The following is a 12,383-nucleotide window of genomic DNA, read 5'->3' on the forward strand; positions in this document are numbered from 1 at the left end:
CTTTCAAAAGATCCAGGGTGCGCACGCGCTGACTTTCGTACATTTCACCGGAAAATTTCGAACGTCACTGGCAGAATGGCCCATATTTGCTTCACCAAAACCAGTGACCTGTTAGGGGTGAAACTCGAAATCTCTGCAAATCCAACTTCGGGCTAAGTGGCCAATGCTTCCGCCTTGGCCGCCCGCTCGACCAAGCTCAAACAAACCTGGGTCGCCAGCGCCATGTCCTGAACCGAAATCCACTCCTTGGGCCCGTGGATGCACTGCATACCGGTAAAGATGTTGGGCGTCGGTATTCCCATCTCGGTCAGGCGTGATCCGTCCGTGCCCCCCCGGATCGGCACCGACAGAACCTCGACCCCGTTGTCGGTGCAGGCCGCACGGGCCAGTTCGACCGGGGTCATGTCATTTTCCAGCCAATAGCGCATGTTGCGATATTGCGGTGTGATCTCGCAGGTGATCTTTGCCCGCGGCTCGGACGCTTGCACCGCCGCGCAGATCTGCCGCAGCAGATCGCCCTTGGCCGCCAGCCCCTCCAACTCGAAATCGCGCAGGATGAATTTCAGCTCCATCTCGGACGAGCCACCATTCATGTCGGTGACATGGATAAATCCCTGATCCCCTTCGGTGGTCTCCGGCTGCATCGTGGCCTGCGGCAGGGTCTGGATGATCTTGGACGCCAGATGCGCCGCGTTGACCATCTTGTCCTTGGCATAGCCGGGATGGATCGACACGCCGGTGACGGTCACCACAGCACCATCCGCCGAAAAGCTTTCATAGACAATCTCACCCACAACACCGCCATCCAGCGTATAGGCGAAATCAACCTTCAGATCTTCGGCCAGCCGGTTGTCGAACCCACAGCCGATCTCTTCGTCAGGCGTGAACGCAATCCGCAGCGTCGGATGCTTTGAACCTTGGGCGTTCAGCAGATGCCGCGCCATGGTCATGATGATTGCAACCCCGGCCTTGTCATCACCTCCCAACAACGTCGTGCCAGACGCCGTAATGATGTCATGCCCCACTTTGGTGCCCAAATAGGGGTGATCCTTGGGCGAAAGCACCAGATCGACATCATCGGGATAGGTGATATCGCCACCATTGTAGCCGTCGATCACACGCGGTTTGACACCGGCAGCATTGAATTGTGGCGCCGTGTCCACATGTGCCAGAAACCCGATCGTCGGCCCCTCTGCCGTTCCCGGCACGGTGGCCAGCACCACGCCATAGTCCGTCAGTTCCACATCCGCAGCACCAATTTCGGTCAATTCCTGCTCAAGCAACCGCAGCATGTCCCACTGGCATTCCGTGCTGGGGGTGACGCCGGTTGTTGCATCGCTCTGGCTGTCGATGGCCGCATAGCGCATCAGGCGGTCCTGCAGTTCGGCGTCAAACTCGGTTCTGGGCGTATCGGTCATGCTTTCTCCACACAAAAAAAGGCGGGCCCAGCGAGGGGCCCGTCCTTGATACTGTTTGTCAGTTACTTCAGATCATCGCCGTGTTCGGCCAGATCCTCGTCCATTTCATCGTCATAGTAGCCATCAGCGCGCAACTGCTCCTCGCGCTTCTTCTCGACGCGAGCCACCAAAAAGATCGACACCTCATAGAGGCCATAGACCACAACAAACAGGATGACCTGAGTGATCACATCCGGCGGCGTCACCAACGCGGCCAGCACCAGAATGGCCACAACCGCGTATTTGCGCACATTTCCCAGACCCTCGGCGCTCACCAACCCGGCCTTGCCCATCAGCGTCAGCAGAACAGGCAGCTGAAAACACATGCCAAAGGCCACGATGAACTTGATGGTCAGGTTTAGGTATTCCTGGGCCGAGCCCTGGAACACCACGCTCAGCGGCGCGGCTGTTGCCGTATCGGTCACGGCCTCGCCCTCGGCGCCAAACTGCTGGAAGCCCAGGAAGAAGTCATAGGCCAGCGGCGTGACAACGTAGAAGGCAAAAGACGCGCCCAGAATGAACATGAAGGGCGACGCAACCAGGAACGGCAGAAACGCGCCCTTCTCGCTTTTGTACAGGCCCGGCGCCACAAAGCGCCACATCTGCATCCCGATATAGGGAAACGCCAGCATGAACCCGCCAAGCAGCGAGACCTTGATGGCGACAAAGAAGCCCTCTTGCGGCGAGATGAAGATCAGCCCGCAGTCTTGGCCGCGTTCATTCAGCACTTCGCACAAGGGCGCCGTCAGAAAGTTGAAGATCGGCGTTGCGACCGTGAAACACGCGATCATGCCCACCAGAAAGGCCACCACACAGTGGATCAGCCGCGTGCGCAGCTCGGCCAGGTGTTCGATCAGCGGGGCAGAGCTGTCGTCGATCTCGTCGGAATGGCTCATGTTTTGGTCTCGGTATCTTGGTTCAGCGCCGCCTCGGCAGCCTCGGCCTTGGCCATCGCCTCTTCTGCCTCGCGCGCCTTGCGTTCAGCTGCTGCACGCGCGGTCGAGGCCTGAATTTTCTTCGCCGCCTCGGCGCGTTCTGCTGCCAACTTGCCAGTCTCGCTTTCGGGGTCGAACTTGGTGGGATCAATGGCGCTGGTCATCTCGCGCGCGGCATCCTTGACGCCATCCATTGCCGCCCCCATCGGGTTCGACGCTGTTTTCAACCCCTTGGTGATGTCATTGACACCAGCCTGATCGGCCGCCTCGTTCATGGCGCTGGAAAACTCGCGCGCCATACCACGGGCCTTGCCGACCCAGCGGCCGACATTGCGAAACAACACCGGCAGATCCTTGGGGCCAACAACGATCAGCGCCACGATGCCGATCACCAAGAGCTCGGTCCAGCCCAGATCGAACATGCGCGATTAGGCCTTGTCTTTGTCGGCTTCGGGGGTGACGTCCTTGGCCTCTTCTGCCGCTTCCTGCTCCAGCTCGGCAGTGCCTTCGTTGATGCCTTTCTTGAACGAGGTGATGCCTTTGCCCACTTCGCCCATCAGCGAGCTGATCTTGCCCCGTCCAAACAGGACCAGAACCACAACCGCGATCAGAAGGATGCCGGGAAGGCCGATATTGTTCAACATGTGATGTCTCCTCAACTTGGGTCCGCGCAATTTGGCGCGGGGAATATCTTGGGCTCAGGTCTAGCGCGGCGTCTTGATCCGGGGAAAGACGCATGGGTCCAGAATTCTTGGCTCCCGCTGGTAAAAGTGAAGATTTCCGCCACCGCCTGAACTCAACTGACAGGTTTATGTCAGTTGCCCAGCGATAGGTCCACCCCATCGAAGGTCAAAAACAGGAGCATCCAAATGACCCAAGTCGCCGAAATCGTCACTTTCACCCTCGCCCCCAGTGTCAGCGATGCCGAATTCGTCGCCCTCTCTCAAGCGTCCGAAGCTTTTGTCCGCAGCACGCCAGGTTTTCTGCACCGCCAGCTGAGCAAAGGAGCCGATGGGCGCTGGACCGACTATGTGATCTGGCAGGACATTGAGACTGCACAAAAGGTGGCGGCCTCATTCCCAAATCAGGATTTTGCCCCTGCCTTGATGGCAGCGATCGCTAAGGGCAGTGAACAAATGCGCCATGAAGAGGTCCATTGGCAGATGAAAGCCTGATCCAAAAGGAAAGCGCATGCCGTCCCAGGGGGACCAGAGTCTTTCGAAACTTCGGACAATCCAACTGTGAAAGACCGATGTCGGCATGCGCACATGCCAACCAACAGCTTTTCAACCATTTCCAGGAAAACTGGCAAATCCGGAAACCAATCCGTCTGAACATCCCGGAACTCCAACAAACAATTTATTTGAGCAGAATTATAAAACCTGTTAAACACAAAAATGGACCACAAAGTCGGGCCACTATTTGAATTTGGCACATTTTTTATTTTTAATTCTCTTTTGCGGTCCTGTTTTTTTGGAGGACATTATGAATACGATTGAAATTAGCAACGCCGATGTCGACGCCTTTTTAGACACCCTTGATCTGTCCGGCAGCGAATCCATGCAAGAAAGCTTTGGCGCCGCTGCCCTGGGGGTGGATTTTTGTAGCGCCTGGCCCGTGGTCAAGACAGTCTTGGAGACGATAGCCGCCCAGGTTGGTTTTCCCGCAAATTTGGCAATCAAGACCGTCATCACAATCGGCGACGGAATCCATGCCCGAAAATGCGGCTGAACATCGGCGCTTTGCCCCCCCTTCGGACCGCAATTGAAAGGAGGCTGTGAAAATCTGAGCGGCCGATCCCAGGCCGCTTGACGATCGGTGGTCGGACGCGGCAAGTGTGATCATATGCGCCGCACCGACCGCCTTTTTGACATCATCCAGATCCTGCGCGACGGCAAACTGCACCGCGCGCAGGACATCGCCGACCGGCTCGAGGTGTCGGTGCGCACGATTTATCGCGACATGGACACGCTGGTGGCATCTGGTGTGCCGGTCGAGGGCGAGCGCGGCGTAGGGTACATGGTGCGCGAGGCGATCACCCTGCCCCCGCTGACACTGACCACCGAAGAGCTCGAGGCGCTGAACCTTGGAATGGCCATCGTGTCCGAGGCCGCCGATCCGGGGCTCAAAGCTGCGGCGCAATCCCTTGTGGACAAGATCGACGCTGTACTGCCCACACAGACGGTGGCCGAGGCGGATGCGTGGAAATTCGCCGTCTACCCCTTTGCCGATGCCGCACGCGGGTTCACCCATATGGCGCCGCTCAGAGCGGCGATCAAATCCCGCCAGAAACTGGCCCTCAAGTATCGCCGCATTGACGGCACACTGACCGAACGCATCATAAGACCGTTGCACATGGAATACTGGGGCCGCGTCTGGACCCTGACAGCCTGGTGCGAGACCCGTGACGATTTCCGCGTTTTCCGCGTCGACCTCATTGAAGAGGTCACCCCCCTGCCCGAGTTGTTCACTGACGAACCCGGCAAACGACTTGAGGATTACGCGCCTTGACCTGAGGTCCCGGTCAAAACCGGGGCTGCTCCCACCCGTCGTACGGGCATCAAAGATGCCCTCCTCTCGTTGGGCCGGGCGCCTCGCCTGCGGCTCGGCGCGGGTGGGACAAATTGAGAGGCCATTCCCCAATCCAGTTGGCGCGCCTGTGCACCAACCGCCGAGCGTAGCGAGGCCCGGCCCAAGGCCGTTAGCGGGGCTGACGCAGTCAGGTCTGCTCGGGCGCGGAAGCTTCCCCGCCCACAAACAAATTATTGCAGGTAGGGCGTGGGATCGACGCTGTCGAAGCCTTTGCGGACTTCGAAATGCACGTAAGCGTTGTCACCCGACCGCAGCTGCGCCAGCTTCTGCCCGCGTTTCACCCGGTCACCCTTGTTGACCTCGATGTTTTCGACATTGGCATAAACCGTCAGCAGGTTGTCCTTGTGGCGCACGACGATGATCGGCACCTGATCCGCATCCGCCGTGATCGCCGCGACGGTGCCTTTGTCGGCCGCCACAACGGCTGATCCAGCGGCCGCCGCAATGTCGATCCCGTCGTTCTTGCCCTTCTTGTACGGGCGGACAATCTTACCGCTGACCGGCATCGTCATCGCCGCGCCGCTGGCCTGGGTCGGCTTGGCGACCTCCACCGGTTCCGGGTCAGGCGTCTTGGCCGCCACCTTCTCGTCTGGCAAGGGGGCCGTGGCGCTTGGGGGTGTCGGCGTCGGGCTGCCGGATCCCGGCTTGGTCACGGCCGCTGCACTGGCCGCCGCCGCCGCCGCGCCGCTGGGGGCGGACTGATCCTTGACAGGGATGATCAGATACTGACCTTCGCGCACGCCGAAATCCGAGCCCAGCCCGTTCCACTCGGCCAGCGCCTTGACCGGCACCTGATAGAGCCGCGAAATAGTATAGGCCGTCTCGCCGCGCGCCACCTTGTGGCGCACCGGCTCGGGACCTGTCGGCTTGGGAGCCGGTTTCGCAGAACTTGCGGGCGCCAGGGTGGTGGTTTCCACCGGCGTCGTGTCAGGCGCCTGATCGATGGCGCTGCCTGCCAGCGCAGCAATGTCGACCGATCCACCCGAGCTGCTTTCCGCCACACGCGACGGCAAGGCCAGAACCTCGCCCTTGCGCAATGGGGTGTCCGGGTTCAACCCGTTGAACCGCGCCACCTCGCCCGCGGGCAGGCCGATGCGGTTCGACAACTCGGCGACGCTATCGCCCGAGCGGGCCACAGCCACCTGATAGTTGGGATAGGAAATCACGCCGCGCGCGTCCGGTTTGGGCCGGGGCGCGGTCTTGACCGATTGCGCCGCCTCGGTCGTGTTGAAGGCGCCGATCTGACCGCGCAGGTCATAATCCAGCGGCCCCTCGCAGCCCGCCACCAAAGCCACCACAGCACCAGCAACCAGCAACCGGGCAGAACATTTCCGGGGGATCAAATTCATCTCGCTATCCTCAAACACGCGCCCCCTGTTGACCGAGGGCTTGGCGATCATCGCAACTAAAATAGGTCTTTAACCATCCTTGCCCAACCCCTCAAGCAGAGGGACAAAGCGGACGGGCCGGATTTCATCATAGTCGAACCCGCTTTCGCTGCGCCGCACCCGGATCAGGGTCTGCACCGCGTCGGACTGGCCTACCGGCACCACCATGATACCGCCGATTTTCAATTGCGCCAAGAGCGGCCCCGGCGGGTCCTCGGCCGCAGCCGTCACAATGATGCGGTCAAAGGGCGCCTGATCGGGCAATCCGAAAGAGCCATCTGCGATCATCGTGGTGATATTCACCAGTTGCAGCGCCTGAAAAATCTCCTGCGCCTCGCGCACCAATCGGGCGTGGCGTTCCACCGTATAGACCCGGCGCGCCAGCTTGCTCAGGATCGCCGCCTGATAGCCCGAGCCTGTGCCAACCTCGAGCACCTTGTCGCGCGGGCTGACCTGCAAGGCCTGCGTCATGATCCCCACGACCGAGGGCTGGCTGATCGTCTGACCGCAGGCAATCGGCAGCGGCATGTCCTCATAGGCGCGATCGGCAAAGATCCCGCGCACAAACGGCCCGCGATCGATCTCTTCCATCGCGTTCAACACCCGTGCATCCGTCACCCCCTTGGAGCGCAGAGCAAACAGGAATTGCATCTTGGTTTGTGCGTCAGGCCCGCTCATTCGATGTCCGCCAGGGCCTCCATCGCGTCATGCGCTGTCAGATCCGCCCGCATCGGCGTGACCGAAATATACCCTTCCAGGTTCACTGCTGCATCCGTTCCCGGCGCAGTCATCACCTGCTGATTGCCGCCCTTGATCCACAAAAACTGCTTGCCAGAGGGGGAGTTATGCGGCTCGACACTGAAACACGATCCCCGTCGGAACCCTTGAGGCACCACGCGGATACCCTTGACATCGCCCACGCGAACAGGCGGCAGGTTGACGTTGTAGAACAGGCGATAGTCCTGATCCTGAGCGGGCGTCTTGGCCAGGATCTTGCGAACAACCTCAGCGCCGTGGGTGCGCACCAATTCAAAAGGCTCGTCGATGCCATAGTTCTGCGGGCCATAATATTGCGACATTGCAATCGCGGGCAGGCCTTGCAATGCGGCCTCCATCGCGCCGCCCAATGTGCCGGAATAAAGCGCGTTCTCGGCTGAATTGTTGCCTCGATTCACGCCTGACAAGACCAAGTCGGGACGCGCATCTTTCATGACGTGATGCAAGGCCGCCAGCACACAGTCGGCGGGGCTGCCTTCGGTCGCGTAGCGCCGCTCGCCCATCTTGGCGATCAGCATCGGGTGGGTGTAGCTGATGCAATGGCCAACGCCCGATTGCTCGAACGCAGGGGCCACGACCCAGACCTCACCGTCTGGTCCCGCCAACTCTGCCGCGATCTCTTCCAACGCCGCCAATCCTGGCGCGTTGATGCCATCGTCGTTTGTCAAAAGAATGCGCATGAAACCGCCGCCCCATCTGGTTTTTGCCGATTTCGCCCTTGATAGACGCGCCCCCGGCAGGCGGCAAGCACACTCACGCGTCCGGCAGGAAATTCAGACAACCGAGTCGTTCAGGTCACAATCAGGCCCACCACGACACCGACCCGTTCAGGCAGGGAACACGAAACAGCGATCCCGCCGCACCGTCAGCCACATCACCCGACCCGCCTCGGGAACAAAGACATTGGGCACCGTGGCGCGCAGGACAGATCCGTCGAAATCCATCCGAAACTCGACCAGGGATTCATTGCCCAGAAACCGCGCGCGTTCCACAACCCCCCTAGCAGCCACCCCAGCCGCCGGTGTCGGCAGCGGTCCCTTACCGCCCCGGTCAAAGTCCAGCTTCACATGCTGCGGGCGAAAGACGATCTCGACATCGGTGCCATCCGGCACGCCCGGTGCCAGGAACTGACCAAAGGGCGTGTCAGCCAAAGCGCCTTCAACTCTTGCCTCCAAGATGTTGATATCACTAAAAAATGCAACTGCTGCCTTGTCCCTTGGCCGGGTATAAACATTGTAGGGTGCGCCGCGTTGAACGATCTTGCCATCGCGCATCAGCGCAATCTCGTCGGCCATCCGCATCGCCTCTTCCGGCTCATGCGTGACCAGCAGAACGGCGGTGTCTTCTTCCTTCAAAAGCGCCAGCGTCTCGTCCCGGATGCCATCGCGCAAACGGTTGTCGAGGCCGGAAAACGGCTCGTCCATCAGCATGATCCGCGGCCGCGGCGCCAAGGCCCGCGCCAGCGCCACGCGCTGTTGCTCGCCCCCCGACAGTTGGTGTGGAAACTCGTCGATATAGCGGATCAGATCAACCTTGCGCAGCAGCTCTTCAACCCGCGCGCGCTTCTCGGCCTTGGGCCCTTTCAGACCAAAGGCTACGTTGTCGGCCACGCTTAAGTGAGGGAACAGGGCAAAGTCCTGAAACATCAATCCGATCTCGCGACGTTCAGGCGGCACCCGGAACACCGTGTCACAGATCAGCTTGCCATCGACATAGATCTCGCCCGAATCCTGCATCTCGACGCCTGCGATCATCCGCAGTGTCGTGGACTTACCGCAGCCCGAAGGCCCCAGCAGGCAAGTCACCTGCCCCGCCTGGATCGTCATCGAGACGTCATCCACCACTGTGCGCCCATCAAACTGGCGCACCATGTTGCGGATCTCTAGCCGGGGAACCGCCGGGACCTGTGTGTCAAAGCTCAAAACACGCCTCATCGCCTTACCCGAGCACTTTCATCGGGCTTGGGACGGGATAGCAACCCACCCCAACCGGCGCAAGGGATCAGCAGCAGCTGACGGTTGTTCCTGGTTCCTGATTGAACGGGCTGTCCCCGCCGCAGCCCTCAAAGATGCCGTAATGCGTGTCAAAATTGCCGATGAACTCGAAATGACGAGCAAACCGCGTGTCATGCAGCATCATCCAGGTGTTGCCACAGACCGGAAACACCTTGCCCACTTCGATCACATGATGATCGTCCAGCACAAATTCATGCGGCGCATGTTCAACCGTGCCCTTGTAGATCACCGCCTGGCCATAATCCTCGCAGGCCGGTTCCAACTCGGACAGCTTGAACAGACGATAGGTCGCCGACAGGAACTTGAGCGGCGCCACCCGGGACTCCAGCTCTGGGTTCTCGATGGTCAGCGGGCGATGCGTCACCAGGCGCGGATCAGCAAACCCGGAGGCCTTGGCGATCGACAGAAAATCGTTCCAATACAAGGCCCCCGACAGGCATTCGCCATAAAGCACCTCGTCCTCGGCCATCGTCTTGGGCACCCGGCGGTCCGCATAGACGTCCGAGAAATACATCTCGCCACCCGGTTTCAGCAGATGATGCGCCCCGCGCAGCACCGCGCCCTTGTCGGTCGCCAGGTTGACCACACAGTTCGACACGATGATATCGAAAGACGCCGACTCCAGGTCCAGCTCATCCAGTTTTTCGATGAACCCGTGGTGAAACTCCACATTGCTCGCCGAATGCCCAAAGGCTTTGGCGTGAAAGTCCTGATGCGCCTTGGCCACGTCCAACTGCGCCGGTGTCATGTCCACGCCGACCACGCGCCCCGTCTCTCCCACCATGGCAGACAAAGCATAGACATCGCGCCCCGCACCACAGCCCAGATCCAGAATGCGCATACCGGTCAGATCCAGCGGAGCAATCAACCCGCAGCCATAATATCGCGTCAGAACCTCGTCATGCACCTGCGACAGGATCTTTTTCAGGTGATCGGGCATCTCGTCGGGCGTGCAGCACGCGTTGGTCTGCAGATCCGAACTCCCCTGCAACACCTCGCCATAATAGTTCTGCACAGACTCATGCTTCATCAGAGCGCCCTTTCGATGACCTTTCCTATGCAGCTACCCGCCCCGGCACGGCCCCGCAATCGGGCGCACCGCCACCTGACGCAACCGTGAAGGATCGTGCGCGGCCACGCCATTCAGCCCAGCAGATCGAACTCTGTTTCTGCCCTCACACGCCCATTCACCTGCACCTGCAAAAGATGCGCGCCGGGCACCAGCTTGAACGTGGTGGCATCCCCTTTGAGCTTGTGACGCTTGCGCAGGGTCAGACCGCCCTCTTTGACCACGGCCTGTTTCAACTTGTGCACCTTGGCCGAGGTTTTGCCGCCGGGTCGTTGAAAATGAATGATATAATCAACCAGAACCGGTGCCTCACCAGCACCAGCAATCCCAACCTCGAACTCCAGCGCGCCACCAATGCGCGCCGCACCGTCGATGCCCACCGTCACCGAAATATCCGCATCCGGATCAAACCCCAGCATCGCCATGGCACCGGGATGCCCCGCCTTGACCAACCCGCGCAGGGCATGAGAGGTCATCCACCCAAGCTCTGGTGTCTCCTGCGCGCCCAGCGCCTGCCACTGCGCCAATCGCGCCAACACCAGATCGGGGTCCTTCTTGGCAATGTCGTTCAGATGGTTCGCCACCGACCGGGTGACATAGCGGGTCTGGTCCCCATGCAATTGGTCCAGCAGCGGCAAGGGATCGTCCAGCGACAAGCCCACGGCCATGCCCCAGGGCAAACGGGGCCGCGTCCCCTCGCTCACCAACCGCCGCACGTGATAGCTGTCATGCGACGCCCAGAGCGTCATGCGGGCCAGAACAACCTGCGGATGGCGGTTCAGAAACGGCCGGATCGCCCATTCCATTGAAAACCGCTGTGTCAGTTCCGCCAACACATCCAGCGCCAGATCGGGGTGGTCGATCCCCACCTCGGCAACCCACTCTCCCAAAGGGGCAAAGATGAAGTCGCCAAAGTCATCATCGTTCAAATTCGGGTCCAGCGGTGGTGGCAAGGCGGCCAGGATCGCCGGGGCCACATCCGGCAGCTGCCCCGGAATTGCCTCGGCCAGACAATCCGCGATCCAGCTCATCCGGCCTTTCAACTCCAGTTCCAGAAGCCGCGACATCACGCGGGCCTGAAACGCATCCTCGTCAAAACTGTCCGACGCAAAAAGGCCCGCCAGATAGCGGACCTTTTCGGCATTGAACAACTGATCCTTCATCGAAAAACCAGAGGCCATGAATCACATCGTCATGTTGGTGGCGCCGCCATCCAGCAGAATGTTCTGCCCTACGATGAACCCGGCATGCTGCGAGCACAGGAACGCACAAGCCGCCCCAAATTCCTGACGCGTCCCATAGCGGCGCGCCGGAATGGTGGCCTCGCGCGCGGCTTTGGCCTCATCCAGCGAAATCCCCTGCTGACCAGCAACACCGCTGTCCAGCGAAACCGCGCGGTCGGTGGAGTGAATGCCCGGCAACAGGTTGTTGATCGTCACCCCATTCGGCGCCACCTGCCGCGCGGTGCCCGCTACATAACCGGTCAACCCGGTGCGCGCCGCATTTGACAGCCCCAGCACGGCAATCGGCGCCCGCACGGACTGCGAGGTGATATTGACCACCCGGCCCCAGCCCTTGTCCATCATCCCCGGCAGCAGCGCCTTCATGAAAGCGATCGGGGTCAGCATGTTGGCATCCAGCGCCTTGATGAAATCATCCCGCTCCCAATCCGACCACATGCCGGGGGGCGGACCACCCGCGTTGGTCACCAGGATATCGACACCCTGCGCGGCCTCAAGAACGCGCGCCTGCCCCTCTTCGGTGGTGACATCTGCCGCCACGGTTTGCACGCTCACGCCATGCGCCGCGCGAATCGCCTCGGCCGAGGCCTCCAGCGCGTCAGTGCCACGCGCCGTCATGATCAGGTCAACACCGGCCTCTGCCAGCGCCTCGGCGCAGCCCAGGCCCAACCCCTTGCTGCTGGCCGACACCAACGCGCGTTTTCCTGCAATTCCCAGATCCATCTTTCATCTCCCTTTTGTCGCGCCACAGGGGCGGCTTTGTGCCAGAGTTAGCACCAGCTTGTCTGCAAATGCCAGCCATTCACCAAAGGTCTGACCGATATCCGCCACATTCTGGCGCTATCGTGACTTGTCACCGCGCGCGTGACCCGCCAAATTCTAGAGCCGAGCAACAAAGAGCCAAACCCC

Annotated in this window: 14 protein-coding genes; 3 read left to right on the top strand and 11 right to left on the bottom strand. The window is 60.5% G+C overall.

Translation table 11 applies throughout. The features are described from left to right. Positions 1–152: 152 nt before the first annotated feature. The 4 genes from pepT to TRM7615_RS03685 all read right to left on the bottom strand — a co-directional run bounded on the left by pepT (position 153) and on the right by TRM7615_RS03685 (position 3,036). A complete protein-coding gene (pepT, locus tag TRM7615_RS03670; RefSeq protein ID WP_108785566.1) occupies positions 153–1,418 on the bottom strand; it encodes a peptidase T in 1,266 nt (421 codons plus the stop codon). Positions 1,419–1,480: 62 nt separating this feature from the next. Then, positions 1,481–2,353 carry a twin-arginine translocase subunit TatC gene (tatC, locus tag TRM7615_RS03675; protein ID WP_108785567.1) on the bottom strand — a complete coding sequence of 291 codons (873 nt, stop codon included), beginning with the start codon at positions 2,351–2,353 and terminating at the stop codon, positions 1,481–1,483. Then, entirely contained in the window at positions 2,350–2,814 is a 465-nt protein-coding gene (tatB, locus tag TRM7615_RS03680; protein ID WP_108785568.1) for a Sec-independent protein translocase protein TatB, read from the bottom strand. The genes tatC and tatB overlap by 4 nt, the downstream gene beginning before the upstream one ends. A 6-nt stretch (positions 2,815–2,820) precedes the next feature. Continuing rightward, positions 2,821–3,036 (bottom strand): twin-arginine translocase TatA/TatE family subunit, encoded by a 216-nt coding sequence (locus tag TRM7615_RS03685; RefSeq protein ID WP_108785569.1) that lies wholly within the window; start codon positions 3,034–3,036, stop codon positions 2,821–2,823. 225 nt (positions 3,037–3,261) lie between these two features. Here TRM7615_RS03685 and TRM7615_RS03690 point away from each other — a divergent pair, with 225 nt between their 5' ends. The 3 genes from TRM7615_RS03690 (at position 3,262) to TRM7615_RS03700 (ending at position 4,903) form a co-directional block, all read left to right on the top strand. Continuing rightward, positions 3,262–3,567 carry a hypothetical protein gene (locus tag TRM7615_RS03690; RefSeq protein WP_108785570.1) on the top strand — a complete coding sequence of 102 codons (306 nt, stop codon included), beginning with the start codon at positions 3,262–3,264 and terminating at the stop codon, positions 3,565–3,567. A gap of 310 nt (positions 3,568–3,877) precedes the next feature. Then, positions 3,878–4,123: a hypothetical protein gene (locus tag TRM7615_RS03695; protein ID WP_108785571.1), complete on the top strand. Its 246-nt coding sequence runs from the start codon at positions 3,878–3,880 to the stop codon at positions 4,121–4,123. A 114-nt stretch (positions 4,124–4,237) separates the two neighbouring features. Then, positions 4,238–4,903, top strand: coding sequence for a helix-turn-helix transcriptional regulator (locus TRM7615_RS03700; protein ID WP_108785572.1), 666 nt, complete (start codon positions 4,238–4,240; stop codon positions 4,901–4,903). Positions 4,904–5,154: 251 nt separating this feature from the next. On the opposite strand, the gene TRM7615_RS03705 is transcribed toward TRM7615_RS03700, so the two are convergent. From TRM7615_RS03705 to TRM7615_RS03735, 7 genes are all read right to left on the bottom strand, one after another. Then, positions 5,155–6,333: a peptidoglycan DD-metalloendopeptidase family protein gene (locus tag TRM7615_RS03705; protein WP_108785980.1), complete on the bottom strand. Its 1,179-nt coding sequence runs from the start codon at positions 6,331–6,333 to the stop codon at positions 5,155–5,157. Between the two features lie 69 nt (positions 6,334–6,402). Next, entirely contained in the window at positions 6,403–7,050 is a 648-nt protein-coding gene (locus TRM7615_RS03710) for a protein-L-isoaspartate(D-aspartate) O-methyltransferase (protein WP_108785573.1), read from the bottom strand. Further along, positions 7,047–7,829 (bottom strand): 5'/3'-nucleotidase SurE, encoded by a 783-nt coding sequence (gene surE, locus TRM7615_RS03715; RefSeq protein ID WP_108785574.1) that lies wholly within the window; start codon positions 7,827–7,829, stop codon positions 7,047–7,049. Before surE ends, TRM7615_RS03710 begins: the two co-directional genes overlap by 4 nt. Positions 7,830–7,976: 147 nt before the next feature. After that, the gene (locus tag TRM7615_RS03720) at positions 7,977–9,020 is read right to left on the bottom strand and encodes an ABC transporter ATP-binding protein (RefSeq protein ID WP_235824027.1); all 1,044 of its coding nucleotides are present in this window, start codon (positions 9,018–9,020) and stop codon (positions 7,977–7,979) included. A 130-nt stretch (positions 9,021–9,150) separates the two neighbouring features. Next, positions 9,151–10,194, bottom strand: coding sequence for a methyltransferase domain-containing protein (locus TRM7615_RS03725; RefSeq protein WP_108785576.1), 1,044 nt, complete (start codon positions 10,192–10,194; stop codon positions 9,151–9,153). A gap of 113 nt (positions 10,195–10,307) precedes the next feature. Beyond that, the gene (locus TRM7615_RS03730) at positions 10,308–11,414 is read right to left on the bottom strand and encodes a YhaZ family DNA alkylation repair protein (RefSeq protein ID WP_108785577.1); all 1,107 of its coding nucleotides are present in this window, start codon (positions 11,412–11,414) and stop codon (positions 10,308–10,310) included. 3 nt (positions 11,415–11,417) lie between these two features. After that, the gene (locus TRM7615_RS03735; protein ID WP_108785578.1) at positions 11,418–12,197 is read right to left on the bottom strand and encodes an SDR family oxidoreductase; all 780 of its coding nucleotides are present in this window, start codon (positions 12,195–12,197) and stop codon (positions 11,418–11,420) included. Positions 12,198–12,383: the final 186 nt, after the last annotated feature.

This window comes from Falsiruegeria mediterranea M17 (assembly GCF_900302455.1).
Taxonomy (GTDB): domain Bacteria; phylum Pseudomonadota; class Alphaproteobacteria; order Rhodobacterales; family Rhodobacteraceae; genus Falsiruegeria; species Falsiruegeria mediterranea.

What these genes read in the sequence shown, in the direction of transcription:
- tatC (WP_108785567.1), bottom strand. Translation starts at nt 2,353, where the DNA reads ATGAGCCATTCCGACGAGATCGACGACAGCTCTGCCCCGCTGATCGAA.
- TRM7615_RS03710 (WP_108785573.1), bottom strand. Translation starts at nt 7,050, where the DNA reads ATGAGCGGGCCTGACGCACAAACCAAGATGCAATTCCTGTTTGCTCTG.
- pepT (WP_108785566.1), bottom strand. Translation starts at nt 1,418, where the DNA reads ATGACCGATACGCCCAGAACCGAGTTTGACGCCGAACTGCAGGACCGC.
- surE (WP_108785574.1), bottom strand. Translation starts at nt 7,829, where the DNA reads ATGCGCATTCTTTTGACAAACGACGATGGCATCAACGCGCCAGGATTG.
- TRM7615_RS03705 (WP_108785980.1), bottom strand. Translation starts at nt 6,333, where the DNA reads ATGAATTTGATCCCCCGGAAATGTTCTGCCCGGTTGCTGGTTGCTGGT.
- TRM7615_RS03730 (WP_108785577.1), bottom strand. Translation starts at nt 11,414, where the DNA reads ATGGCCTCTGGTTTTTCGATGAAGGATCAGTTGTTCAATGCCGAAAAG.
- TRM7615_RS03735 (WP_108785578.1), bottom strand. Translation starts at nt 12,197, where the DNA reads ATGGATCTGGGAATTGCAGGAAAACGCGCGTTGGTGTCGGCCAGCAGC.
- TRM7615_RS03720 (WP_235824027.1), bottom strand. Translation starts at nt 9,020, where the DNA reads ATGGTGCGCCAGTTTGATGGGCGCACAGTGGTGGATGACGTCTCGATG.
- TRM7615_RS03700 (WP_108785572.1), top strand. Translation starts at nt 4,238, where the DNA reads ATGCGCCGCACCGACCGCCTTTTTGACATCATCCAGATCCTGCGCGAC.
- TRM7615_RS03725 (WP_108785576.1), bottom strand. Translation starts at nt 10,194, where the DNA reads ATGAAGCATGAGTCTGTGCAGAACTATTATGGCGAGGTGTTGCAGGGG.
- TRM7615_RS03685 (WP_108785569.1), bottom strand. Translation starts at nt 3,036, where the DNA reads ATGTTGAACAATATCGGCCTTCCCGGCATCCTTCTGATCGCGGTTGTG.
- TRM7615_RS03695 (WP_108785571.1), top strand. Translation starts at nt 3,878, where the DNA reads ATGAATACGATTGAAATTAGCAACGCCGATGTCGACGCCTTTTTAGAC.
- TRM7615_RS03690 (WP_108785570.1), top strand. Translation starts at nt 3,262, where the DNA reads ATGACCCAAGTCGCCGAAATCGTCACTTTCACCCTCGCCCCCAGTGTC.
- tatB (WP_108785568.1), bottom strand. Translation starts at nt 2,814, where the DNA reads ATGTTCGATCTGGGCTGGACCGAGCTCTTGGTGATCGGCATCGTGGCG.